This is a genomic window from Pseudomonas sp. 10C3 (genome assembly GCF_036346185.1).
Classification (GTDB): Bacteria; Pseudomonadota; Gammaproteobacteria; order Pseudomonadales; family Pseudomonadaceae; genus Aquipseudomonas.
Window position 1 is genome coordinate 72,525 of the sequence record NZ_JASJVE010000014.1, and the last position, 24,506, is coordinate 97,030.

Genomic DNA, 24,506 nt, shown 5'->3' on the forward strand with positions numbered 1-24,506 from the left:
AACGACCCATCAGCGGTGTGGGGTAGCCGGTGATTGAATCAATGGTTTCAAACAGCGCTGCCGGAAGGCAATCGCAGCTTGGCGACCTGACGTGAAACCGCGACCAGATTGCCTTCGCAATCCCAAAGTTCGCCGTCGACTTCGAGCAAACCACTGACCATGTGATCGGTGACGAAGCGCCCGTAAATCGGTCCCGGGCACGGGTGTACCTTCAAGTGCACGGTGTATTCAATGGTCGGAATCGACCCCCAAAACTCTGGCGCCAGCTTGCAAAACAACGTCGGCGGGAACGCATCGGCAAACAGGATCAAGCTGTACAGGTCGGGCTCTATGCCTTGGGCAAACGTCATCCAGCCTTCCACTTCGGCCTTGTTTCCCGGGTTGGGCCTGGCCAGGAAGTCGGGCTTGACCCGCAGGTCGAACTGCGCACTAAAGGCCGGAGGCAGCGGCATGAACGGTAACTGGTTGAGCGGTACAAACGTGCCAATCGATGGCAGCACCCGCCCCTTGCTGCTGGTCAGCGTTTCACCTTTGGTCTGGGAGAAATCGGTAAAAGTTGCCAGGTACATCCCCGTGGCCTGATCGTTCTGATTCAGGGTCATCAGGGTTCGCGACATGCTCTTTTTGTAGTCAATCAGGCGTGCATCGAAGCTGGCCGGCCCGGCGGTCGGGTGGCCAAGAAAGTGAGCGCTGATGGTCAGCGGGTCCTTGTGGTCGGTGGCCTGGGCCATGACCGATGCCGCCAGGGCAGCGAGATAGCCACCGTTCGGGTAGCCGATGATGTCCCAGCGATCAGAGATCGTCAGCGTATTGTCTTGGGCGCCTTGCGGACCGCCGTGCGCCTTGAGCAACTCTTCGAGAAATGTCATGACTGCTTCCTTTTATCCAGTTTCTGCCCGTGGATTTCTTCCACATAGGTGCAAAACAACTCAACCGTCGGGTAGTCGAAGATCACCGTTGGCTCAATCTCGATCCCCAGCCATTGGCCGACATCCAGCATCAACGCCACGCCTGTTGCGGAGTCGATCCCCAACTCGCTGAACGTGGTTTTGAGGCGAACCTGGCCAGGATCAATCGAATGCTCGCGGCTCAGGTAATCGCTCAACCAGGCCTTCACGCAATAGCTCTCAGATACGTTGGACACTCGCCTACTCCTGCGCCACAGCCACATCGAAAACATCCAGCGAGCGTGACTCATAATCGCGTCTGCAACTGACACGGCAGATCTTTCCGCTGGTGGTTTTAGGAATGCTGTTGTTCTTCACATAAATGATTTCCCTGACCGTCAGCGAGTGCTCGCGATAAATCGCCGAGCGTGCGCTGCGAGTGACATCGGTCAGGAGCTGGGGGTCGATATCGTCGGCAATGGATTTATCCAGCTCCTGGACGATCACGATTTCCTCACCGTTATGGCTGCTGATGCCAAACGCCGCCGCCCGGGACCCAAGGGCCGTATGGGAGGTAGAGCAGGTTTCTTCGATGTCTTGGGGGTAGTAGTTGTTGCCGTTGACGATGATCAGCTCCTTGATCCGCCCGCTGATGTACAGCTTGCCGCCCGCCAGGAAGCCCAAGTCGCCGGTGCGCAGGTAATGGCCCCGGGTTTCGTCGGCCAGGCAGGCGCCGAAAGCTTCAGCGGTGGCGGCCGGGTTATTCCAGTAGCCCAAGGCAATATGAGGCCCCGCGACCCAGACTTCGCCAGTTTCGTACTCAGCGCACGGTTGCCGGGTGTTCGGGTTAACGATGCGCAGTTCCTGGCCCGGGACGCTAGCCCCGCAGGAAACGGCGAGTTTGATACCTGGCGTGGGCTGGTTCAGGTCATTGAAATCAGGCAAGGCCAGGCTGGTGACAACATCCACCGCCATGGTCGCGTACCCATGGCCGATCTGCCCACCCGACACCATCAACGTTGCTTCGGCCAGGCCGTAACATGGGCTGAACACATCGGCACGCAGGGCGCTGGTTTGGTAAGCCTTGAGAAACATCTGCGTAACGGCCACCGATACCGGCTCCGAGCCGCAATAGGCCAACTTAAGACCGCTCAGGTCCAGCCCTTGCAAAGACTCGCTGACCCGTGGCGTGCAAAGCAGTTTGTAGGCGAAGTTCGGCCCGCCCATGATCGTACCGCCATATCGCTCAACGGCTTGGAGCCAGCGAGCCGGACGCTGCACAAAGGCAGCCGGGGTCATCAAGACACACTGCGCGCCCGAATAGACGGTCAACAACACCGAGCCCATCAGCCCCATGTCATGGAACATTGGCAGCCAGGAGACGATCACGTCATCGCTGCCCGCCTCCCAGGTCCGTGACAACATCGACTCATTGGCCAGCAAGTTGTCGTGGGACACCATGACGCCCTTGGGGTAGCCCGTGGAGCCCGAGGTGTATTGCAAAAACGCCAACTGCGCACCCGACGAGGAGCGGCCTGCAGTCCTCGTCGCCTGTTCGGGTGTCACCGAGGCGATCAACTCCTCGCTCTGTAAGAACAGCAAGGAACGCTCAGGGATGTGTATCCCGGCCATGCCCTGCGCGAGAAAAATGCCCTGGGGCTGGCAATCTTCGGCAATCCGGATCAACTTGGCCCTGGCGTCATTATTCAACGCCGGTTTTACCGGAACCGGAATCAGCCCGGCATACAGCGAGCCCAAAAAAACGCGAATAAAATCAATACCATCTGGCAGTGCAATAATCACTCGATCACCGCAATCGAGCTTTCCGGCCAATGCACTACCCAAGGCATGTGACTGCTGTTGAAGTTGTGCAAACGAAATGCGTTGCGCCTCAACCTCGCCATCTTTTAGATAAATAAAGGCCGGTTTATCAGGCCATAGATTTGCCTGTAACTCCAAACAGGAAAGTATATTTCTCACGTGCACCCCTGCCCCTCCGTCGTGGAGAAACTTTTCATTAAAGATCATCCCAAGGCGCTATCGAGCGGACTCTTCCTTCACGCAAAGCCGCCTCGATATCGCCTTTTTAACTTTATCTAATTACTTGGCGGGCACCGCATCCAACTGGGTGTTCCCTGGTGCTGGCTGGGAAATAACAACAAACAACCAAGTAGAAAGTGGCGTCAGCGCCAGCAGAACCCCGGCCAATATCACCGGCGCCGAAGGCGTCTGATACACCGTGCGCAAGTACCCGGCCAATACCATCAGTAGCGCCAGCCCGCCATAGACCCAGGTATACAAAATGCCGAACCCGACATCCCGGTTGGCCGGCGCAAGTACGGTGGCTGGCAACGTCATCAGCAATGCCGCCGGCATCCCGATAAACAAGCCCATGGCGAGAAAGAGCACGTCATGGGTTTGCCCCAAGGCCTGGTAGAACAGCACCGCTGCACAGAAAAACAGGGCTGCGCCAACCGTCAGGAAGCGGCTCTTTTTCGAGGCCAGGATGCCCCCCGACGCCACCCCGACAATAGAGATCAGAATGTGCCCGTTAACCAGCGACCCTGCCGCTAACGACCCGGCGCCATAGGCAATGAACAACCCCGGCACGAAACTCAGGATCATCACCACCGCTGCGTTATAGAGCGTTAGCCCAATGGCCGCGAAGCTGACCCGTATCACTTCGCTGCGAGAAATACGCGAGTCCCCCTTGACGGTGCTTTGCCCCGCGACCTGAGGGTTGCGATAGAACACCAGCATCGCCAGCAATACCGTCCCGGCAAACACGGCGTTGCCCCAGAACACACCGCGCCAGGTCAGCGCATCGGCAATCAGATGATGAGTTAAAAGGCCTGCGCCAATACCCATTGGCCAACCATTGATGATTACCGACATCGCCAAGCTCAGCTGCTTGCCGACAAACCAGTCCGCAACCATTTTGGTCAGCAGCACGAAGAGCACGATGGCCCCGATCCCGCACTGCAGACGGCCGATGGAAAGCACCAGAAAACTCGACGAAAGTGCCATGCAGACAGAGCCGCTGAACATCAGCAGCAAACCGGCAGACACCGCCCGTTTGTTACCGAAGCGCTTGCCCATAACCCCGGCAAACAGGGAGAACACCAACCCCGGAAAGGTGAACAAGCCGACCAGCGTGCCAATCGCCGTGTAGTCAACTTTGAATACGTCCATGAGATCAGGTGCAATCGAAACCACCGATTGAAACTGAAACCCTAATGCCATACGGCCTAAAAAAAGTATAAACAATGCCGCCCAAGGATTTATTCGCACGCCACACCTCCTTATGTAATAGCTTTTTGTTATTCTAGAAAATCACCACCACAAACCGGCAATAACTTCTTTTCGTACAAGCTGACAAACGCGACCAACACTACGAGACAAAACCGATTTTTAAAAAAGCATTATAATCAATATGAATACAGACAATTCACCCCAACCATCAAAGCAACAATAAGCCACGCGAATAGCATCTAATTACCCATAGGCTTTAGTTATGACCTCCTATACGCCATTTGCCGATACGACCACCGACGCCAGCTCAAAGATAAAACTGTTCTGCTTCCCGAATGCAGGTGGAACAACCGCGCGTTACATCACCTGGAATAAACGTCTACCCGCCGCCATCGAAGTCATCCCGGTTGCCTACCCAGGACGCGGTCCGAAAAGCGCAGCCCCTCTGTGCCAGAGCCTGGAAGCACTTTTGCAGGCACTGCTCGTTGAGATCGAATCCCAACTGACACCACCGTTCTATTTCTTCGGCCACAGCATGGGCGCAACCGTCGCATTCGAACTCGGGCGCATTTTACAGAGGCGGGGATATCCCCTGCCCAACACCCTGTTCATTTCCGGGCGACGAGCACCCTGCGTACAACCGCCAGAGCTGCTGCATCTACTGCCTGATCCGGAACTTGTCCGCGCACTGCAAACCTTCAATGGTATCCCTGCCCCCCTGCTGGAACGTCCTGATGTGCTGAAACACTTTCTGCCCATCATCAGGGCGGACCTCCAGGCACTGGAAACCTGGCAGCCCCCCTCCAGCGAAAAACTGGGCTGCGATTTTTGCATCTCGGGCGGCACCCACGACCCCCTAGCGCCTTTTACAGACCTGAGCGCCTGGCGGAATCACTCCTCGGGTGCAGCGAACATAAATTTGTTCCCTGGTGGGCATTTTTATCTGGATGAACAGACGAACGAGGTCATCGCGATGATAACCAGTACGCTTGGGTTTAAGGGTTGATTCAAATGTCCATCCGACAGCCGACTAACTGACTACAGTTCCTCCCAAAAATGTCGGTTGCGATGGCAGCTCGGACACAGAGCCTGAGCATTTTCTATCGTGTTATCACCGCCGTGTGCCAACTGTACGATGTGATGCACCGAGGTAACACGTAGCTGAAGCTGAATATCTCCTTCTAACCGCCCCCCTAACCATAAACCCAGGGTGGAACCACCACTTTGTCAACAATCCAAAAACCAGTTGTAGAAACGATAACCCGCAAGAATCGATACACCGCAGGTTAAAAGAGTAATTAACGACCATTGCCCTTCAACGCCCAGCCACCAATGTACTTTGAACAAAAACGCTCCCAACAACACACAGGCCAGAACGCCCAAAACCAAGCCAACCAACGCGAACAGTCGGAGCCCTAATCCTGGCTCCCCTCCGTGCCAGTTCTCACTCAAGCAAAAGGGACAGTGGTTCGATGAAGGCGAACATCCCCAAAAACCGCGGCTGTATATCGCTCTCGGAACCATCGCTCTGCCACAGTTGTAGCAGGTAACCATTGAATGCCCCATGTCGCACCTCAGTTCGTCCTAGATAAACTGATTGTGCGCTACCGCTGAAATAACCCAACTTAACGACCTCGGCAGCGAACCAACCTCGCGCCTGACTTGGGGCTCAAGGAACAGAAATGGTCAGGTAAACTCCATTTGACGACCCGTCGAATGTTGGCAGGGCCTACGCCCGTTAATAGAGACCTCCACGATAGAAAATTGGTGGCAATGGTTATTAAGGACGCCAGTTCAACTCCCAAAAACGCCGTTCGTCGAAAATAAACGGCGGGGGCACTTTAGGGGGCATAACGGCGAATACAATTAGAAAACCTTTAAATAACAAATAGTTACTAGCTATATTAGCCCCACCCCGGCTCCACCACTTCAACATCTAAGGACGTCCACGGACGTCCACGGACGTCTTTTTTTGTGCCTGAAATCCAGAAAATACAAGGGTTTAGGGTCCACAAGCGTCCGAGAGCGTCCACAACCATCCGCACGCTTGTGTATTCCAGGTGGTATTCCAAGCCCTCACCTGCTATTTTTTGGAATACATAAACAGCATTGGAATACACCATGGGGGCCCAAGCCACGCGCCTTTCAGACGTAAAAGTCAAAGCCGCAAAGCCAAAGGAAAAGGACTACATACTCACCGACGGCAACGGACTACAAATGCGAGTGAGAATCAATGGCTCTAAGCTATGGAATTTCAACTACATCCAACCCGTGACGAAAAAGCGAATCAACATGGGATTGGGCACCTTCCCTGAGGTGAGTCTGGCGCAAGCCCGAAAGAGAACCGTTGAGGCAAGAGAGCTCGTCGCCCAAGGACTGGACCCTAAAGAGAGTCGTGATGCAGAGCGGCATGCAAAAAAAGCTGCTACTGAACACACCCTTAAAAACATAGCCACAGCGTGGTTTGAACTCAAAAAAGACTCGGTCACCCCAGCGTACGCCGAGGACATCTGGCGCTCCCTTACGCTGCATGTTTTTCCGGATCTAGCCACGACACCAATCTCAGCGGTCACTGCGCCGAATGTCATCAACCTACTTCGACCTCTCGAGACTAAGGGCAGCCTCGAAACCGTTAAACGTTTAACCCAACGACTCAATGAGATCATGACCTATGGCGTCAATTCGGGATTGATCCACGCGAATCCGCTAAGCGGAATCCGCTCCGTTTTCAAGAGGCCAAAAAAGAAGAATATGGCGACACTATCGCCCGATGAGCTGAAAGAGCTCATGGTAGCGATCGCTAATGCCAGCATCAAAAGAACGACTCGTTGCTTGATCGAATGGCAGCTCCACACCATGACGCGGCCAGCAGAAGCAGCAACCACCCGCTGGACAGATATTGATTTCGACAAGCGAATTTGGACAATCCCAGCAGAGCGAATGAAGAAACGTCGCATCCACATCATCCCGCTCACGGATCAAGCTCTAGCGCTTCTGGAGGCAATAAAACCCTATAGCGGACACCGTGAGTACGTGTTCCCTGCTGATCGGGACCCACGTACCCACTGCAACAGCCAGACCGCCAACATGGCGCTGAAACGCATGGGTTTTGAAGGCCGCTTGGTTAGCCACGGTATGCGCTCAATAGCAAGCACCATTCTCAATGAGCACGGATGGAATCCTGAGTTGATTGAGGTAGCGCTTGCTCATGTCGACAATAATGGGGTTCGAAACGCTTACAATCATGCCGACTACATCGACCGCAGACGCCCGATGATGGCTTGGTGGAGCGAGCATATTCAAGGGGCTGCGACTGGGAGCCTCTCAGTGTCAGCCATTAAGGACAATAGGGATAGAAAAGTCGTTCCGATACGCTAACCAGGATTTTGTAAGACGCAAACTTTTCTATCCAAGATATATTTGGCGGGTCGGATGCAACCAGATCCGACACCAGCCCATTTCTAAATTATTTCCCTCGAATTTTATCGTACAACTTCCGCGCAATAGCGCTTACACGCCCCTCATTTCCATCATTTAGGGCCTTCACCAACTTGAGCACTTCAGTATTAAGACTCTCACTATCAACTAAGAAACCAAGGTGATCTTGAATCAGCGTTGAGAATTTCTTTATAGGTTTGTCGCTAAGCAACTTAGCCAAAATTATTTCATCGCTTGCAACAACCTTGTCGAAATAATATCTCCAGCGATCCTCTGGAATCTTTAAAAGCTCGGCCTTAGCAATCGGAAAGGCCGCATGTGAGATACCGTATGAATTCCCCAGATAAACACAGAGGTACGCTTGCACACACTCAATAAAGGCGGGAGCGGGAATTGAACTACCCAATTTAGAAAGGCTCGCCACAAGCGGAGCTTCCGTATAAAAATTGTTTATCGAAAAGTGTGCATCTATGAGCGATTTGGCAGCTTTTCTAAAAGTTGAAGAGCGTAAGTTTTCAGGAACATAATCAAAGCCCTTAACTTTAAGCAAGGCATTTTTCAGACCCTTCGCCGCAGATATATCTCCAGCTGCGGTGGCATCCCTATAGGCATTACCAATCTGCCATTTATCTTTTTCAGGAATATGATTCCAAATTGAATGAATAAGAACACCAAGATTTCCGACTGCGTGCTCCTGCGCGGCGCCTTGCTCGTTTTTGATTCCAGAAAGCAATACAGAAACCACCGTCTTAATGTAAAACGGCGGCGAATCAAGTAGCTGCTGTATCTGGGGGTCAGCTAAACTCAGAGTTTCCGAAAACAACCGATTCCTTAATTCAGAAAACTCAATAGCTATAGATATATCGGTCTCACCAAGTACATACCGGACACATGAGCCGACTAATGAAGCGGCATCGATTTTTGATAGCTCTTCATTATTTTTTTCAGCTTCGTCCGACAGGAAGTGACTGATGACTTCTAGTGCATGCCGCAGCTTCAAGGCACCGGTGCTGTTAATTGCACCAAGCTGCTCCGCAAGATTGATGGCACTGTAGTCATTCAAGACAATATCGATATTGCTGTACTCATCAATATCATCATCATTAAGCATTTCACCAATAAACCCCATCCCTAGAGTTTTCAGAGTCGACTTAAGCCTCACCATGGCTCGACGCCAGGTATATTCAGCCCCCATATCATAAGCACCGTGCTCGAATGCACGGGCTATATCCCTTTTCTGTTTGTCGTTTAGTCCATTGGCGTATTGGACTATATCTTGTGGATCGGAACAGCTTGCCGGCAAGGTTGTGCCCGAAGGACCGGTCCAAACTAATTCTTTACTGGGCATCGTCTATACTCCAGATCTTTTCATTCCCATCTTGGGATTTATAAAAGCAACATTCAAAACAACTACTGCTCTTCATAATCTCAAATGCTCTAGTGCGGGCCCCTCCCACAATATCCGCTTCTTCACCACCGTGAGGTTTTACGAATATGTGGTAGCCAAGAACTTTTCCAGAGGTAGTTAACACCGTCATACCATCATGGTTTAGCATTGAGCCTAGCAGAGAGCTAAACAACCTATTTGAAGTGCAAGCCTCCCTAGTTTTCTCTTCTTCAGACGCGACTAAAAGCTCATGCATATCGATGGGCTTACTAAAATATATTCCATCTCCATGCCTCTGCTTGAGGGCGAGAATATTTTCATCTGAATCCTTGACTACCCCGATTAAACTCCCGTGCCCAACAATTAACGTCGCACCTATGAGCTTTTCAAAATAAGACTGCGATACATCTTTATATTTTGGACTTATATCCTGTGAGATTGAAGCGCACAACCTATTAAGCGACTGACCATGAGCCACCCCCTTGCTATTTAGCGTAAGACAAATCAGCGCACTCGCCTCAGACCCTTGAAGTAATACTGTTTTATTTCCTACATTTTGGAGGTAGGCTATACAGTACTCATCGCCATTCTGGCTTAACTCACCAACAGCCTGAGTCCTAAATGTTGGACTTAACTCCGATATCTCCGAAGAAACCACCCCATAACTAATATGGCCCGCCTCTACATTTATATAGATTACCCAGCCATTCCTGGACAGCGGCGCACACAACTTAAGCGCATTTGAAAATTCTTTTACGCTCGCTGACTTCCGATCAATCTGCACATTCTTGCAAAATGGGATAGTTTCTAAAACAGACTTGATCTTGTTCGTTATAAATATCTCAGGATATAATTCCTCGCCCTCTTCACGATACGACGATGTCGAATCAATTAAATTTAGCATACCCTCTATCAAATATGGATAGCTAGGAAATTTCTCTTTATACAGAAAACTCCCTATTAGGTCCAAAACATGAGATCTAAGAGACCGCTCTTCCATTTCAGCCTTGCCCCCAACCAACACTAAGTTCGAACATATTAAAAACCTTTACCTGAGACTAGAAGATTTGATTTCGACTCCAACCGCAAATGTAGCGATTAATCAATCGCTACATTATGACCCGCAATCTATGCCAGCTCTGCGGTAACCGCTTCATTTTGCAGGCCCGATCAGGCCACAGACTCTCTTTCTATCCATCCAATCACTGGCTGGACACCTATACATCAGATTTCATCGTTGCGTACATCTTCTCGAGCAATGGCTCGATGATGCATTCCGCCTCAGCCCAATGATCCTCAAGGAGCATTGAGTACGGCACGTCTAAGTGGATCTCTTTGTCGAAAGGAAAGTCAGTCTCGGTCTCTAGTCCAACGATTAGCTGCATGTCATCTGGTAACTCCTTAGCGATGAACTGAAGCACTGCCGGTAGGTTGACGTCGTCCTGAGCCTGTTGGTTCGGCGAGTCGATCACCACCGGTACGTCGAAAGTACCCGTTACACCTTGGCACGTTCGCCACAGTGCAGCGTAGTAAGCCAAAATTGACCGAGGACCTCCGCTTCCGGATAGATCCGGGCGACCGGTAAGTTTCATCTTCGATGCGTCTACGGGGTGAAGCTTTAGAGCAACGCGCCCCGACACGTAATAGGATCTGAAATCCTCCAATATCGCTCGAGTTCTTTTCGGGGCACGAAGCCGCTTCATTTTTTCATCTAGAGCATTAACCACACCTAGCGCCTTGTCGATTGCCTCTTGCAGTAGTTTCCGCTCGACTTCGAAAGCAGCAAACGCGCTTTCCGCACCCATACTTTCAACGACATCCTGAAACTTGAGTTCTCCTTTACGCGTATCCAACACACTAGAAATTCGCTGATAGTTCTCGTTTAGGGTGCTGAGCCTGGCCAACGCCTTGCCGCATCGATGTCGCACTTCGGTCGCGTCGTCCCTGAGACGCCCTGCGAGCTCTCGGAGCACGCGCGCATCTTCAGCGAAATGGAGCAAATCAAGAAACGACTTAGTGTGCTCGGCGTTGCAGGTTGGGCAAATTAGGGGCTCCGAATCTCCAGTCCGTAGGTACTTTGCATCATGTCCATATGCCGCGAGAGCGTCATCGGCTAGTCGAATCTGTTGCTCCAGGCTGGAAAGCAAATCTTGCTCCCGGACAGCAGCACTGCGCAGCAGCTCCTGCTGTTGATTAAGCTCGGTGACGCCTTGGGTCAGCAGAGCAATCTCATTGGCAAAGTTCTCAGGATTGAGTTTGGGGCCGGATAAGGGCAGCGTTCGGCTAAACCGCTCTATAGTACGCTCTAGGAGTTTGTACTCTCGCCGATGTTCCTCAAGTGCTTTGGATTCTTGAACCCTCTCGGCTCTGGCCCGGTAGTACTCTGGCGGACATACGCCTGTGAAGTACTCCAAGATAGCGCTCCAGGGAGAGTTAAATCTTTTAAGGCCACTAAATGTGTTCCATTCAGATTGCCAACTGCCATCCTGATTTACATAGAACGGCAGGAAGAAGCATGCAGGATCCGCAGGCTGAATCGCCGACTCTTTCTTATCAGTAAACACTAGATTGAAATCAGTGACGTTGCAGAAGGCCTGAGACCACTCTCCGAATTTAGAGGTGGCGATAATCATCTCTTGATTGGCATTGAACAGTGCGCGCCGCCCGTTCTGGTGCAATGCGAAGAAGTGACATCCACCGACAGAGAACTCAAGAAGGGATGCGGTATTTTCATCCCACGACTCTAGCTTTCCCTGAGGCTTGGCGCCAAGCGTCTCAAAGATGCTCCGAATCAGACTCGTCTTGCCAGTATGGTTCCTTCCCCTCAAAAGGTTTTTTTGGGGGTGGAAGCTCACGTGCCTCGCCTTCTTGTCGCGGTGCGAGAGCAGCCATATGTTTTCGAATCGAAAGCTTTTCATAATTCTTAGTTCTCAAGCTACGAACGAGAAATCTCAGTTCAGGTCCACGCATTTTTTTATAGCCCTCATTGCAAAGCGCGCTAGTAACTCGGAATCCCGAAAGCTGCTGAAATCCTTTTTCAGCGCATCTAAACCCGCTTCGAAGTACGGTCGCAAATGCGGCCCGCGCGCATTAGCATCGAGCCAGATGTCACAAAAATCGTGAATAGCTTGGACGTCGGGAAGCGTTGCGCCTGCCAACTTCTCACGCACAACGCGCGCCGCTTGCGCACGCAATGCAGTAACCAACATGAATTCCATTCCTTCGGTTTGCAACTGCGTGAGCCAGATATTCAGATAGGCCGAATAGTCTGGAATTGTCTCAAGCGCACCCATGGCAGACATAAATTCCTGCCTCGCGAATCCACGCTGCTTTATGAGATCTTCAAAAGATGAGCAAGTATCAGTATGACGACCCAGAGGCGAGATTTTCGTAGCTAGGGATTCTACGAACGAAGAAGCCTGGCCCGCATGAGCAGGACTTCGTTCCGTCAATAGCTCCAGTGCTAGCTTGATGACGTAGCTACTAGGCTCATCGGGGTGGATAGGCACTCTTTTCAATTTGAGCTTCGTCAAGTCCGGAGCAGGCGAGCCATTCGCGCCAAGCGAACTCAAGGCTTGAGACAATAGTTGCGAATGTTGAAGAGCGAAGTCTGCGAATGAGCAAGGCATGGATGTCGCAGCATTTCCTCCTGCTGCGAGGGGAATATCACAGCCAGCGTTTGAGATGAAGTAGGCTTCAACAGGTAACTGGTCGAAGGCCGCAAGGCTGAGGTGAAGTTTACCCAGAGCGCTGTCGCCGACTTTGGCAAACGTGGGTGTCGCCGCATTCGATGAAGCTGACGAACTCTTCTTCGGAGGCGCCGTGGTCCCAGTGAGTACGGACCAGCTCCACTCTCCACGATCCTTCTTTTTTACCTGGTAAACACGAGCACGCGAGGGAGTGTCTGCCGAGTCCAGCTCCGTGACATCTTGCACTGTCTCGAAAAGCAGCAGGAAATCAAGTTCGTTCGCCTGCTCCAACTCCACCATTCGGAGCACGGCCCACCAGCGCTGAAAGTCCACACCCTTAGCACCGTGGCCACCTCCTGTCTCAGTGAGGCCTGGTTTGTTTGCGACGAGAAGCAACTCTGCAGCGCCAGCCGATATGGTCAAGGCATCCTCCCTATGCACTTTCGCCACTCAAGATGGCACGTTGTCATCATCAATCACATTGCGTTGGCTGTAAAGGTTCTAGGCTTCATGTGCTCCCAGGATGCAGAAGCCTGACTAGGCCATTTAGACAGATTGTTGATATGGGCAACCGGTACCAAAAAATCACATATCCGTCGATTCAAAAAAATCTCAGCGCTACATCACCTCCATGATAACCACACCATGGAGCGCCCCATGTCATTGCAATGTCCTCTCTGTAATTCCCCAAAAATCGCCTCACTCAGAACCGCCATGAAGATAGGTGCAGCCGTTGGTACCGTTGGCGGTGCAGCACGCGGCGCGAGCTCAGCACTGGCCGGCGGCCAGTTCGGTGCCGCTGTTGGCGCCATCGCCGGACCGCTAGGTATCACCCTTGGCGCAATATCAGGCGCAGTCCTGGGCGGCCTTGTCGGCGGCGTAGGCGGATGCGCGCTTGGCGCTCAGCTTGGCGAAAAACTGGATCGTCATATCTTGGCAAACAACCTCTGCCTGATCTGCGGGCATCGCTTCAATCTGCCTGCTTAAACCACCCTCTCATCTCTCTTTTAGTACGCCCGGACAGTGCCACGCGATGCGTGGCATTTATGCCGGTGTGCACCCTAAGGAATAGTAATCATGGCTCATCAAATCGAACAAATGGCTTACGTTGGCGCGACCCCGTGGCATGGCCTCGGCAGTCAACTGACTCAAAAACAACCTATTGAAATCTGGCAGCGTGAGGCTGGTATGGACTGGAAGATCCAGGAAAGCCCGGTTCACTTCAAAGCAGACGCTATTGCCCATTTAGGAAGTATTCACTCGTTCCCGGAACAAAAGGTGCTGTACCGCTCCGACACAAAAGCGCCGCTGTCAGTGGTTTCTAATCGCTATCAAATTGTTCAGCCGCGTGAGGTGATGGAGTTCTATCGAGATCTGACCGAGGTGTCCGGCTACGAGCTGGAAACCGCTGGAGTGCTGAAGGGCGGTCGTAAGTTCTGGGCGCTAGCTCGAACCGGTCAAAACACCGCACTGAAAGGCAACGATCAGGTCAACGGCTATTTGTTGCTGGCGACCTCTTGCGACGGCACGCTCGCCACCACCGCCACGCCGACCACCGTTCGCGTGGTCTGCAACAACACTTTGACCATCGCACTGGATGGCACCACACGCGCCATCAAGGTGCCGCACAGCACCCGCTTCGACCCTCAGGTCGTCAAAAAGCAATTGGGTGTGGCCGTCTCGCAATGGGACGAGTTCATGTATCGCATGCGCGTGCTAGCCGAGCGCAAAGTCCAGTGGCCGGAAGCGATGGGGTTCTTCATGAACTTGTTGTGTGACGTAACGCCCAATAGCAAATTACCTGAAGTCCTCCCCAACGAACGCGCCCTGCGCAAAGTACAAAGCCTGTACGAAGGACGAGGCCGTGGCGCAACCCTTGAGTCGGCGCAAGGCACTGCCTGGGGCCTCCTAAACGCCGTGACCGAGTATGTAGACCACGAGCGCAGAGCTCGCAGCAACGAGTACCGCATGGACTCCGCCTGGTTCGGTCAGGGCGCACAGATAAAGCAACGTGCGTTGGATGCAGCCCTGCAACTCGTAGCCTGAAATGCCTCCCACCCCTCAACCATAACGTCCGTTCAGCACCGAGCTTAACGGGCGCTTTTGTGTCCGCAAGGTAACCCCTATGAAAGCGATTCCCCTAAATCAAAATACCTCCAAGAGCCGCCCTGCCCTTCGTCTGATCGGCACTAAGGAACTACCCCGTGAAGATTGGCTCGCCGTGCGTAAACAAGGCATCGGCAGCTCAGACGCAGGCGCAGCGGTTGGCCTCAATCCCTACAAATCGCAGTTGGAGTTGTGGCTAGAAAAGACTGGCCGGGATGCCACGTTACCGAAAATAGATCCTCAGGATGAGGAAAGCCCAGCCTACTGGGGCAATGTTCTGGAGCCCATCGTGGCCTGGCATTATAGCCAGCGCAGCGGCAATCGGGTTCGCCGGATCAATGCGGTACTGCAGCATCCGGATCCAAAACTGCCCTGGATGCTGGCCAATATCGACCGCGAGGTTATCGGCGCAGACGATGTACAAATCCTCGAATGCAAGACTGCCGGCATAAATGGAGCACGCCTCTGGAAAGAGGGCGTGCCCGAGTATGTGCAGTTGCAAGTCATGCACCAGCTCGCCGTCACCGGCAAGCAGGCGGCTGATGTGGCGGTCCTACTCGGTGGTCAGCACCTGGAGATCCATCGCATCGAACGCGACGAGTCACTGATTGCTCGGCTGATCGACCTGGAGAGGATGTTCTGGGATTACGTCGTCAGTGATACCCCGCCGCCGGCCGACGGCTCTGACTCGGCGGAGCAGGCATTGCGGTGTCTGTATCCACAGGACAGTGGGCAAAGCCTGGACTTTAGCCAGGACACTCTGCTCTGTACGACCTTTACCGAACTGCAGAGCGTACGCGAGTCGATTGCTCTGCAGCAGAAGCAGGAAGCTCAGCTCAAGCAAACGTTGCAACAGGCCATGGGCGATGCCAGTCGGGCGGCCTTCGCAACCGGCTGTATCACCTGGAAGAAAGCCAATGACAGCATGGCCCTGGACATCCCACGTCTGCTGAAAGAAAAACCCTATCTACAAGTGCGTTACTCGACCACCAAAACCGGCAGTCGGCGTTTTCTGCTGGCCTGAACGCTCGTTCGCTCTTCCCTGATTCCCATGCCCTTTTCTCCAATGCCACCCTGGCCGTTTGCGCGGTCTCGGTGGCGTTTTTATTTCAGATACAGGAGAACTCCCATGCTCAAAGGTTTAGCCATCACACCCCCGATTTTGGGCCGAATTTCCATCGGCAAGGTCGTCGAAAAGAACGGCAAGCGTCTGCCGGAAAAAGATGATCAGTTCACCATTACTTCGCAGGTTCAGAGCCGCGACGGCTGGCTGCTGCATCCACTCAATGAGGAGCTGCGCAACGGCCAGGACGGTAAGCTGCGCAGCATTCCGATCCGTTTACTGTTCAACGAGCCAGACCTCAACTTTCGGGCGGACTACAGCCTCTTTGACCGTAACACCGGCCGGCCGCAGTGCGTCGGCAATGGTGAGACCTGCAAGCGTTTGACTAAGGACGGCATCCAGTCGTTGCCCTGCCCTTCACCGGATGGCTGCTCACTGGCTCAAGGCAATGCCTGCAAGCCTTACGGCCGGCTGAACGTGGTCATTGGCGATGACGATCCGCTGGGCAGCTTTGTCTTTCGCACTACGGGTTACAACAGCATCCGCACCCTGGCAGCACGCCTGCATTACCTGCAAGCCATCTCCGGCAATCGACTGGCCTGTCTGCCGCTGGAGTTGCGTCTGCGCGGCAAGTCCACCCGCCAGAGCCATGGCACTCCGATCTTCTATGTGGACATCACGGTACGCAGCAGACTGGGCCTAGAAGACGCCTTACTGGAAGCCAAGCAACTGGAGGAAGCCGGCAAGTCTCAGGCTTTGACCAGAGCGCCTTGGATCGCGCGGCCCGGCAGGGTTTTAACAATGGGGCTTTTGAAGACAGCGAGGAGGACAGCGGTGCCATCGTCGAAGAGTTCTTCTCTGCCATTGAGAATCAGCCCAGCCCTTTAGAGCCCAAAGGCCAACAGACAGCGCCTGCCAAATCCTCACTCGCGCAAAAATTGGAGTCGCAAGTCTCGCGGCACAACAGCAAACCCACCGTCCAATAGCCGCGTTTCTCAATCCCCCTCCGCTCTCACGCATTCGTGAAGGAATACCCGAATGAAATATCACAAGCTCACAGCCGGTGAAACGACCGGCACCTATGTCATTGAATCGTCCGTCACCGAAGCTGACATCTTGCAGATGGCACAACAACTGGCGATGAGTCGTCTGTCTAAAGGCCGGGCATTGACTGAGCCCAAGCAAGTCTTCAGCCTCCTGCAAACACTGCTGCAATACCATGACTACGAAGTCTTTGCTTTGCTAATGCTGGACAGCAAACATCGGGTTATCGGGTTCAGGGAACTGTTCAGAGGCACGCGGGATGGGGCCAGCGTGTACCCCCGAGAAGTGGTCAAGATCGCCCTTGAGCACAAAGCTGCGTCCGTAATTCTGGTGAATAACCATCCCTTTGGAGATCCCGAACCCAGCCAAGCTGATCGCACCCTGACCACCACGCTAAAGAACGCCCTCAACATGATTGGCACCCAGACGCTGGATCATATCGTTGTGGGCAGCGAAGGCTGTATATCAATGGCTGAACGGGGATATCTGTAGCCACTTCCCTTCCACTTGCTATACATCCGATGGTCTACACCTGACCTCGGTCGGAGTAGCCATCGGAAAGAGTTGCCCATGTAGCAGTTAATGCCCGCCGCCTTTTCAGTCGTTTTCTTTTTTTGCTATTCACCTTTTTCGGCGTTCTGGTCAGCTGTGCTGCTACCGTACTTATAGCCCTGCTTCAATTAGCAAATCTGAGGGCCTGCAATGCAAAGCAGTAGCAATCCGGAGGATATTTAGAAAGGTAACGTTCCTCTCCCCTCGCTCTATTTTCCCCATGTGAGAACGGTCGATCCCGGCAGCATCCGCCAAGGCTTCTTGCGACAGCGTATGCCCTAGCCGTCGTGCGCGTACTGCCGCACCAAGCTGTATCAGGTAGCCGTCTTTATCGTGAGTCGCGGAGATTCTTGCCATGGCTGAAATCGTCGCGTTATGATGCTTTAACAGCCACGGCATTTACGACCCTTTTGTAGCGATCCATGCTTGCCCGCTAACCCAGGATAGTGCCTCCTTTACACTCAACTTAGAGAAGTTAAAACATGCCTTTCAAGACAGTTAATGGATTAAATGAAATCGAAATAGACCTTCTTCTTCAAGCCAAAGCATCTTTCGTAATTGTGGGGTTACGAGGTCAGTTCACGAAGAGCGTACTTAAAGTCGAAAAACAAATAGAAAACTTAGGCCTGAAATGTCGCGTCGTTAGTGATTTAAAAGGAGCAGCAGCGAAAGCTGGCGCTCTCGGCGTCCTTGCATCAGTCGTTTCGTTATCAGCGCTACCTCTCCTAGTGTGCTGTTTTCGAAATATCTTACCCCTCCATCTGCGCGTCCATCACATCGCGTGCTCGCCGGATCTTGCTCAAAATCTCCTCTCCCTTTGCGTTCCAAATGTACCGGGTCGGTTGCGCGTTTCGTAATGCCAGGAAGGTGGTAATCGAGCTTTCCAGCTCACGTACCGAGCAGAAACTACCGTCGCGCAAGAACACAGTAATGTCCCTGAAAAACCGCTCGACCATGTTCATCCAGGAGCTTGAGGTCGGAGTGAAGTGCACATGGAAACGCGAATGTTTTGCCAGCCAAGCCTTCACTTTTGCATGTTTGTGCGTCGCGTAGTTATCCACGATCAGATGCAGCTGGAGGTGTTTAGGCGTTTCCTTGTTGATTTTCTTGAGGAACGCCAACCACTCCTGATGGCGGTGCTGGCGCTCGATGCTACTAATCAGTTTGCCCTGGAGATAATCCAGCGCCGCGAACAGCGTGACCGTGCCGTGGCGAGTGTAGTCATGGGATTTTGTTTGGATATGACCGATCCCCAACGGCAGCCCAGGCTGGGTGCGCTCCAAGGCTTGAACCTGACTTTTTTCGTCGCAGCAGAGCACCAACGCCTTGTCTGGCGGGGCCAGATACAGCCCGATGACATCCCAGAATTTCTCCTCGAACTGCGGGTCGTTGGACACCTTGAAGGTACGTGTCAGATGAGGCTTCAAGTCATTGGCAGCCCATAGCTTGTGGACGGTGGTCGCCGATATGCCGGCGGCACGGGCCATGCTTCGGCAGCTCCAGCGGGGTTCGCCAATACGGGGCTTGGTGACCTGTTCGAGTACGCGACGGACCGTGTCGGGAGGAAGGGAGGATTTGCGTCCGCGGCCAGGCTTGTCGAGCAGGCCTTCTAGACGCAGCGTCTGAAAACGCTGGCACCAACAGGTGATCGTGGGGAGTGAGAAACCGGTGAAGCGAGCGATGTCCACCCTTGAACAACCTTGGGCTGCCAGCAGGATCACTCGGGCGCGACGGCCGTCGCGCTGACTGATGGTGGCTGAGCGTACACGACGGTTCAGTTCGGTCTGTTCTTCTGGACTAAGGACAATCTCTTGGGCGTTCACTTGCGTTCCCCCGAGTGCTGAATGACAGGGAAAGTGTAGCCAAAGATGCAAAAAAGTTATTTCGAAAACAGCACACTAGCCATATCCGCCGTTGCTTTCACAGGTCACAAACTCGCCACCTACAACCCTGACTATGAAATAGTAAAAGATTATGTAAACAAAAGAATAGTTGTAAATTACAAAAACAAACAAGACGACAAAAAATAAACCTCCATACAGCAGGAAGCTCACATGAAGTTACTTATCTTTACTCTTTTCACTCTCATTACTAGAAGTGCATTTGCAGTCGACAACTACAACAATAACGGAGCAATCTTCCCGGATGAGCAATCCGCAAACGGGCTACCATATGCTATCCCGTGCACAAACAACGACCACGGAAATTCAAACTTTATCGTTTGCACCTGGCTCGAATGGCCACGAGACATTATTGCCTACGACCCGACACAAAGTCGAAATATCATTTACAGCAACCATCTAAAAGGTCGCTGCATCAAGGGTCGGTGCCTGCTCAACGATGGTAGTGCAAAACTTGGAAATTGGGATCGAGATACAGCCTTTACTGTTTCACTGTGGTACTACATTGGTGAGAGCTCAGACGGAAAACCGGTAGCATACCGAAACGATGGGGGCCCATATGTCAATAAAGGCAAAGCCGTCAGCTATGTCGAAGCAGGCCAGTTACTTTGGCAGTTCTACCAAGGTGCTGGGGTTAGCGAAAAACTGTTCAACAATACATTTGAGCAACGTTATGACGGGGGCGTCAAGCGGTTCCAGCAGGATCAGGCCAAAATATCTGAGAAGACCTCGGAAACCAACCCAGTGAAAGTGACCGAAGCCTCGTGTAATCCGCAGATGGACGACGATTGCCACGTCAATGGAAAGAAAGTGCCTAAGGTCGCTCTAGGTCAATATCTACCGACCGTCAAAGTAGATGATGTAGAAAGCGCTGGTGGATACTGCGAATATCCAGTTTGTTATGACAGCAGCGACAAGCCTATCGGCATTCGATAGTTTCAGATTGATGAGGCGTGCGGGACCTACCCACACGCTGCGCACAAGAAAAAACCGGCTCAACTCTATAATAAGCTAAAATAATGTTATCTAATTATTCGGCCAGAAACTCTGCTATCAGTCGGGTGTGCGTAATTGCATTTATTTGACCACTCATTTGCATTCGACTTGACCAGCCATTTGCATAGCTGTTGACCAGCATTCCTGCTCGTAGACATTCAACAGTCGGTTTACTTAAATATAGGAATGTCGGCAAGTTGAGAATGCTTTGTCCTTGACTGGCCAAGACGCGTGCGGTGTAGATTTTCCGATAGCTCCGAAACAGAGCTATCGCCAAGCCAATAAAGTAATCCTGACCCGGTGCCAATAAGTGCGATCGTTGGAACGAAAGCATTCAGATTCATACCCAAATACCTGAGCCGCTAAGTGCATGGGCACAACAGGAGCCCGAATGCTTTCCAGCCGCATTCAGCGCACAGATGCATCATGCCCTGCGTAAAAAACACGGCTCCCCACATGCTCCTCTATTCTCAGAAACTAATTGAATTTCTCGACGCACTCACCCCGGCAAGGAGCACCGGTCTTTAGATGCCCTGTAGCCATTGCGACGGCCAAGTCTGCGATGAAGCTATCGACGGTCTCTCCGCTGCGATGAGAAACCATTGCGCCCCATTTAGCGATGTAGGCTATTTTGGTCGCGGTAGGAATGGCAGTCACCTGCCACCCCCCGCACATACATGGACGCCCCCGGGTTGCCAAGCTTTCAATCTGTGACGGCTCGATGGTAGAGATTGCACTCATACATCCGGACTTTCGATGCGGCGTTGCCGCTGTCCCTGATGGAATCCGCTGGCCGAGTTCTCAATAGATCCGCGTGCTCATGGCACGCTGTGCGGGTCAGATTTTCTTGGCCACGGTCTTACCAGTTTTGCCATCAATTCATGATCACCTGAGCAATCAATAGAGTTGGTCTACTACAGGGTTGAGTTGACGTCTTCAAGCCACTCCGATTACGCGACGACGGTCGTGTAATCGGAGCGGAACTCGCGGTCACAGGCCAACAAGGCCCATATAATTCGGGCGTTTTTATTCGCCAGTGCAACGGCTGCCACATTGGCGTTACGCCGCTTAAGTAGCCGGCCAAGCCAGCTGTCAGAGATATCTTTTCGTTGTGCTGCGTAGATCATCGACCGTGACCCCTGGATCAGTAGCGTCAGTAGATAGGAGTCCCCCCGCTTACTCATCCCCAACAGCACCGTCTTACCCCCAGTGGAGTTCTGCTTCGGCACCAGCCCAAGCCAAGCACTCACCTGTCGGCCATTCTTGAAACTCTTGGCATCGCCAAGAGAGGCTACCATCGCACTGGCCGTGATTGGCCCGATGCCTGGAATCTTGGCCAGCTTGCGGCTGTTTTCGTTCACGCGATGCCAGGCGACAATTTGACTCTCGATCTCACGAACCTGATGATCGAACCCCTTCAACTGTTCCAGTAGACGCTGCACAAGCAGACGAAACAAGCCCGGCAACTCGTTGTGCTCATCCTCAATAAGCTCCGGCACACGCTTGGCGATATGTGCGATGCCCTGTGGGATTACAAGACCAAATTCGGCCAGCAGCCCACGGATCTGATTAGCCTGCGCTGTCCGAGCCTTCACGAATCCCTGACGAACCCGATGCAGCGACAGCACAGCCTGTTGCTCTATGTCCTTAATCGGCACAAAACGCATGTTTGGCCGACCTACCGCTTCGCAGATAGCCTCAGCATCAGCTACATCGTTTTTGTTCGTTTTCACATATGGCTTTACGAATTGCGGGGCCATCAGCCTCACATCATGACCAAAGCTGCGCAGCTTGCGAGCCCAATGGTGGGCGCTTCCACAGGCCTCCATACCGATCAGGCACTGCGGCATGATGGCAAAAAAGGTGGCGACCTGGTCGCGCTTGAGTTGCTTCCTCAGAACGGTCTTGCCATGTTCATTAACACCGTGCACCTGAAATACATTTTTCGCCAAGTCGATACCAACGGTCATAATTTTCATGCCAGATGCTCCTCTTGGTTTGTGGTTTCTGAAGCACTTCTACTATTGCACGTTGAAGCCACTGGTTTGTGGATGGGGGCGTCCATACCAATAGATCCGTACGTGCAGAATTACCGCATACGGCTCCTGCCTTGGGTTTTGACGCCGAAGCGGGTTATGGGATACGGATGCATAATAGTTAGCTCGCGTGGATAGGGTATGAACAACCGGGCCAGCGCAATCATGCGCTCCCAATTCAACCGGTGCCGCTGACTTCGTCGTTTAAGAGAATGCCTCCACGCCCTGATAATTTCACGGCGAAAAGCATCCAGCCGTCGCGTATTACCGAGGATATGGTGATAATTGCAATACCCTCTAAACAACCGACTCAACCACTGGCCAATCACTGGGACGGGCTCGTGCCTGCGTTTGTGAAGTTGCACTCGGATTTCCTTGAGCGTTGCCCTCATACGTTTGCCGATAGTTACGCGTCCAACCTCGAACTTCCCGTTCTTGGCCTGACTACAGAAATGCGTGAACCCAAGGAAATCGAATGTTTCGGGTTTTCCTTCCCCACGCTTCTTACGATCCTCCACCGCGAACCGGCCAAACCGCAGCAAACGTGTTTTCTCTGGGTGTAGGGTCAGGTTGAATTGAGCGAGTCGTACTTCCAACGCATGGCGAAAACTCCATGCATCTTCAGGCTTTTCAAACCCAAGTACACTGTCGTCTGCGTACCGCACGGCAATCATTTCGCCTTGTGCCGTACGCCTACGCCATTGTCTTACCCATAAATACATCACGTAGTGCAGGTAAATATTGGCTAGCAGTGGTGAAATGGGCGCACCTTGTGGTGTGCCTTGCTTCGCAGGAATTCGCTTTCCGTTTTCGAGAACACCTGTACGTAACCATCGAGCTATTAGCGCTAACACACGCCTATCCGCGATTCGGTGTTGCAGGAAGCACATCATCCACTCGTGGTCGATGGTGTCAAAGAACGCACGTATATCCACGTCCAATATCCACCGTACCAGTGTTTTCTGTATTCCCACCGACAGAGCGTCCAATGCATCGTGTTGCCCTCGACCAGAGCAAAACCCATACGAAAGTCCAAGAAAGTTCTGCTCATAAATCGCATTGAGCACTTGCACGACCGCAGCCTGGACGATCTTGTCTTCCAAGGCGGTAACGCCCAGCAGTCGCTCGCTACCGTCTGCCTTTGGGATGTATACCCGCCGAACAGGTTTGGCTCGATAGCGACCGCTGTGCACTTTGTCGTGCAGGGCTTTCAGCTTCATGAGCAGGCCTTGCTCGTACTCTCGCCACGATAGGCCATCCACACCACTGGCCGCATCTCGCTTGAGGTTGTAGAAACTCTCGCGCAATAGCTCGACCGTTACGTGGTGCAGCAGGCTCGTGAACTTGGCCCGGCGATCCCGCCGGGCTGCTTGACGTACAGCGAGCAACCCTGACAACACACTTGTCCGGCTCTGAGTCCGGGATGCGGAAGGCTGTTCACTGTTCCCCTTGGCTAACTCCCTTTCCTCCATTACCTCCGCTGAGCAAAGCTCATTGTTCGGCAACTTCTCAGGTACTACGGAGTTATCCGACTTCTCATGCGCGTAGACGGCAGACATTTGGCTTGTGGCCTCTTCTGCCCCGTCTGGCGTGTCACGACCAGACACGAATGAGATCTCCCAGCTTCCGTACAGTTGACTTCCCAGCATGCTCAGGGTCTACGACCGCGCAGGGCGTGATACATGACTTGCGATTATCGTCATGCACACCGTGGCCTTCCGCTTCGCATAACAGCGTCGGCGCCCCAAACTGATGATTTCGCGGCTCAATGGCTGGCCTGCTGGCTTCCCCTGCCAACGCTTCGCCATACACCTCACGGTGCATAACGCATGACTCGGGGTCGAGGTGTTCCGCCATAACTTCTCTCGTAGGGACTTTCACCCTTTATCAACTGCCAGCTTTGCTGGCGCACTAAGGGATCCATAAACCCCACATTCAAAGCCACACTCTGATCGCTGATGCTGTGCTCCCGATCTCTCTCTGGAGCCAGCACCGTCATGATGCGACCCGACGCCAAAGTTGAAAATCTATGGTCACCCCCTTTTTTGCAATGCTGATCAGTGATGGTTAGTTGGCTTGCCTAAATCTATTCGGCGTCTGGTTGGAGCACGCTCCGCGCCACAATGAGAGTCGCGCCTGGCAATCCTTAAAAGTG

The 24,506-nt window shown here is 52.8% G+C and carries 20 protein-coding genes and 2 pseudogenes; 8 read left to right on the top strand and 14 right to left on the bottom strand.

Annotation, left to right across the window (positions count from 1 at the left end):
* Positions 1–47: 47 nt before the first annotated feature.
* The 4 genes from QN399_RS15120 to QN399_RS15135 form a co-directional block, all read right to left on the bottom strand.
* A complete protein-coding gene (locus QN399_RS15120; protein ID WP_330201113.1) occupies positions 48–869 on the bottom strand; it encodes a thioesterase family protein in 822 nt (273 codons plus the stop codon).
* Positions 866–1,144 (bottom strand): acyl carrier protein, encoded by a 279-nt coding sequence (locus QN399_RS15125; RefSeq protein ID WP_330201114.1) that lies wholly within the window; start codon positions 1,142–1,144, stop codon positions 866–868. The genes QN399_RS15120 and QN399_RS15125 overlap by 4 nt, the downstream gene beginning before the upstream one ends.
* 4 nt (positions 1,145–1,148) lie before the next feature.
* A complete protein-coding gene (locus QN399_RS15130) occupies positions 1,149–2,915 on the bottom strand; it encodes a fatty acyl-AMP ligase (RefSeq protein ID WP_330201115.1) in 1,767 nt (588 codons plus the stop codon).
* A gap of 72 nt (positions 2,916–2,987) precedes the next feature.
* A complete protein-coding gene (locus QN399_RS15135) occupies positions 2,988–4,178 on the bottom strand; it encodes an MFS transporter (RefSeq protein ID WP_330201116.1) in 1,191 nt (396 codons plus the stop codon).
* 223 nt (positions 4,179–4,401) lie between these two features.
* Here QN399_RS15135 and QN399_RS15140 point away from each other — a divergent pair, with 223 nt between their 5' ends.
* Positions 4,402–5,145 carry an alpha/beta fold hydrolase gene (locus QN399_RS15140; protein ID WP_330201117.1) on the top strand — a complete coding sequence of 248 codons (744 nt, stop codon included), beginning with the start codon at positions 4,402–4,404 and terminating at the stop codon, positions 5,143–5,145.
* 32 nt (positions 5,146–5,177) lie between these two features.
* On the opposite strand, the gene QN399_RS26835 is transcribed toward QN399_RS15140, so the two are convergent.
* Complete coding sequence (locus QN399_RS26835; protein WP_369125133.1) at positions 5,178–5,285, bottom strand: HNH endonuclease; 108 nt, start codon at positions 5,283–5,285, stop codon at positions 5,178–5,180.
* A 975-nt stretch (positions 5,286–6,260) separates the two neighbouring features.
* On the opposite strand from QN399_RS26835, the gene QN399_RS15145 reads away from it, so the two are divergent.
* Entirely contained in the window at positions 6,261–7,517 is a 1,257-nt protein-coding gene (locus QN399_RS15145; RefSeq protein WP_330201118.1) for an integrase domain-containing protein, read from the top strand.
* A gap of 88 nt (positions 7,518–7,605) precedes the next feature.
* Here QN399_RS15145 and QN399_RS15150 read toward each other — a convergent pair whose 3' ends face one another.
* The 4 genes from QN399_RS15150 to QN399_RS15165 all read right to left on the bottom strand — a co-directional run bounded on the left by QN399_RS15150 (position 7,606) and on the right by QN399_RS15165 (position 13,076).
* A complete protein-coding gene (locus QN399_RS15150; RefSeq protein ID WP_330201119.1) occupies positions 7,606–8,925 on the bottom strand; it encodes a hypothetical protein in 1,320 nt (439 codons plus the stop codon).
* Positions 8,915–9,868 (bottom strand): hypothetical protein, encoded by a 954-nt coding sequence (locus QN399_RS15155; RefSeq protein ID WP_330201120.1) that lies wholly within the window; start codon positions 9,866–9,868, stop codon positions 8,915–8,917. Before QN399_RS15155 ends, QN399_RS15150 begins: the two co-directional genes overlap by 11 nt.
* Before the next feature lie 313 nt (positions 9,869–10,181).
* Positions 10,182–11,819: a hypothetical protein gene (locus QN399_RS15160; RefSeq protein ID WP_330201121.1), complete on the bottom strand. Its 1,638-nt coding sequence runs from the start codon at positions 11,817–11,819 to the stop codon at positions 10,182–10,184.
* A gap of 96 nt (positions 11,820–11,915) precedes the next feature.
* On the bottom strand, positions 11,916–13,076 hold the full coding sequence (locus QN399_RS15165) for a dsDNA nuclease domain-containing protein (protein ID WP_330201122.1): 1,161 nt from the start codon (positions 13,074–13,076) through the stop codon (positions 11,916–11,918).
* A gap of 291 nt (positions 13,077–13,367) precedes the next feature.
* Here QN399_RS15165 and QN399_RS15170 point away from each other — a divergent pair, with 291 nt between their 5' ends.
* The 5 genes and pseudogenes from QN399_RS15170 to QN399_RS15190 all read left to right on the top strand — a co-directional run bounded on the left by QN399_RS15170 (position 13,368) and on the right by QN399_RS15190 (position 17,358).
* Positions 13,368–13,640 carry a hypothetical protein gene (locus QN399_RS15170; protein WP_330201123.1) on the top strand — a complete coding sequence of 91 codons (273 nt, stop codon included), beginning with the start codon at positions 13,368–13,370 and terminating at the stop codon, positions 13,638–13,640.
* 90 nt (positions 13,641–13,730) lie between these two features.
* Positions 13,731–14,699, top strand: coding sequence for a DUF932 domain-containing protein (locus QN399_RS15175; RefSeq protein WP_330201124.1), 969 nt, complete (start codon positions 13,731–13,733; stop codon positions 14,697–14,699).
* A gap of 79 nt (positions 14,700–14,778) precedes the next feature.
* On the top strand, positions 14,779–15,783 hold the full coding sequence (locus QN399_RS15180) for a lambda-exonuclease family protein (RefSeq protein WP_330201125.1): 1,005 nt from the start codon (positions 14,779–14,781) through the stop codon (positions 15,781–15,783).
* A gap of 105 nt (positions 15,784–15,888) precedes the next feature.
* Positions 15,889–16,808: pseudogene (locus QN399_RS15185) on the top strand (hydrolase or metal-binding protein).
* Positions 16,809–16,860: 52 nt separating this feature from the next.
* Positions 16,861–17,358, top strand: a complete 498-nt coding sequence (locus QN399_RS15190) for a JAB domain-containing protein (protein WP_330201126.1) — start codon at positions 16,861–16,863, stop codon at positions 17,356–17,358.
* A gap of 171 nt (positions 17,359–17,529) precedes the next feature.
* Here QN399_RS15190 and QN399_RS15195 read toward each other — a convergent pair whose 3' ends face one another.
* A complete protein-coding gene (locus QN399_RS15195) occupies positions 17,530–17,775 on the bottom strand; it encodes a helix-turn-helix transcriptional regulator (RefSeq protein WP_330201176.1) in 246 nt (81 codons plus the stop codon).
* A 392-nt stretch (positions 17,776–18,167) separates the two neighbouring features.
* Complete coding sequence (locus tag QN399_RS15200) at positions 18,168–19,241, bottom strand: IS630 family transposase (protein WP_330201127.1); 1,074 nt, start codon at positions 19,239–19,241, stop codon at positions 18,168–18,170.
* Positions 19,242–19,472: 231 nt separating this feature from the next.
* On the opposite strand from QN399_RS15200, the gene QN399_RS15205 reads away from it, so the two are divergent.
* The gene (locus QN399_RS15205; protein WP_330201128.1) at positions 19,473–20,255 is read left to right on the top strand and encodes a hypothetical protein; all 783 of its coding nucleotides are present in this window, start codon (positions 19,473–19,475) and stop codon (positions 20,253–20,255) included.
* Positions 20,256–20,723: 468 nt separating this feature from the next.
* Here the strand turns inward: QN399_RS15205 and QN399_RS15210 are convergent.
* From QN399_RS15210 to ltrA, 3 genes and pseudogenes are all read right to left on the bottom strand, one after another.
* A pseudogene (locus QN399_RS15210) lies at positions 20,724–21,053 on the bottom strand (hypothetical protein); the annotation flags it as partial.
* 212 nt (positions 21,054–21,265) lie between these two features.
* Entirely contained in the window at positions 21,266–22,294 is a 1,029-nt protein-coding gene (locus QN399_RS15215; RefSeq protein ID WP_330201130.1) for an IS110 family transposase, read from the bottom strand.
* Between the two features lie 110 nt (positions 22,295–22,404).
* Positions 22,405–23,910: a group II intron reverse transcriptase/maturase gene (gene ltrA, locus QN399_RS15220; protein ID WP_369125134.1), complete on the bottom strand. Its 1,506-nt coding sequence runs from the start codon at positions 23,908–23,910 to the stop codon at positions 22,405–22,407.
* Positions 23,911–24,506: the final 596 nt, after the last annotated feature.

Bases quoted from the DNA above. Each gene is read 5' to 3' on its own strand.
- QN399_RS15120 (WP_330201113.1), bottom strand. From the start codon at position 869: ATGACATTTCTCGAAGAGTTGCTCAAGGCGCACGGCGGTCCGCAAGGC.
- QN399_RS15130 (WP_330201115.1), bottom strand. From the start codon at position 2,915: ATGATCTTTAATGAAAAGTTTCTCCACGACGGAGGGGCAGGGGTGCAC.
- QN399_RS15140 (WP_330201117.1), top strand. From the start codon at position 4,402: ATGACCTCCTATACGCCATTTGCCGATACGACCACCGACGCCAGCTCA.
- QN399_RS15145 (WP_330201118.1), top strand. From the start codon at position 6,261: ATGGGGGCCCAAGCCACGCGCCTTTCAGACGTAAAAGTCAAAGCCGCA.
- QN399_RS15150 (WP_330201119.1), bottom strand. From the start codon at position 8,925: ATGCCCAGTAAAGAATTAGTTTGGACCGGTCCTTCGGGCACAACCTTG.
- QN399_RS15155 (WP_330201120.1), bottom strand. From the start codon at position 9,868: ATGCTAAATTTAATTGATTCGACATCGTCGTATCGTGAAGAGGGCGAG.
- QN399_RS15170 (WP_330201123.1), top strand. From the start codon at position 13,368: ATGAAGATAGGTGCAGCCGTTGGTACCGTTGGCGGTGCAGCACGCGGC.
- QN399_RS15175 (WP_330201124.1), top strand. From the start codon at position 13,731: ATGGCTCATCAAATCGAACAAATGGCTTACGTTGGCGCGACCCCGTGG.
- QN399_RS15180 (WP_330201125.1), top strand. From the start codon at position 14,779: ATGAAAGCGATTCCCCTAAATCAAAATACCTCCAAGAGCCGCCCTGCC.
- QN399_RS15190 (WP_330201126.1), top strand. From the start codon at position 16,861: ATGAAATATCACAAGCTCACAGCCGGTGAAACGACCGGCACCTATGTC.
- QN399_RS15195 (WP_330201176.1), bottom strand. From the start codon at position 17,775: ATGGCAAGAATCTCCGCGACTCACGATAAAGACGGCTACCTGATACAG.
- QN399_RS15205 (WP_330201128.1), top strand. From the start codon at position 19,473: ATGAAGTTACTTATCTTTACTCTTTTCACTCTCATTACTAGAAGTGCA.
- QN399_RS15215 (WP_330201130.1), bottom strand. From the start codon at position 22,294: ATGAAAATTATGACCGTTGGTATCGACTTGGCGAAAAATGTATTTCAG.
- ltrA (WP_369125134.1), bottom strand. From the start codon at position 23,910: ATGTCTGCCGTCTACGCGCATGAGAAGTCGGATAACTCCGTAGTACCT.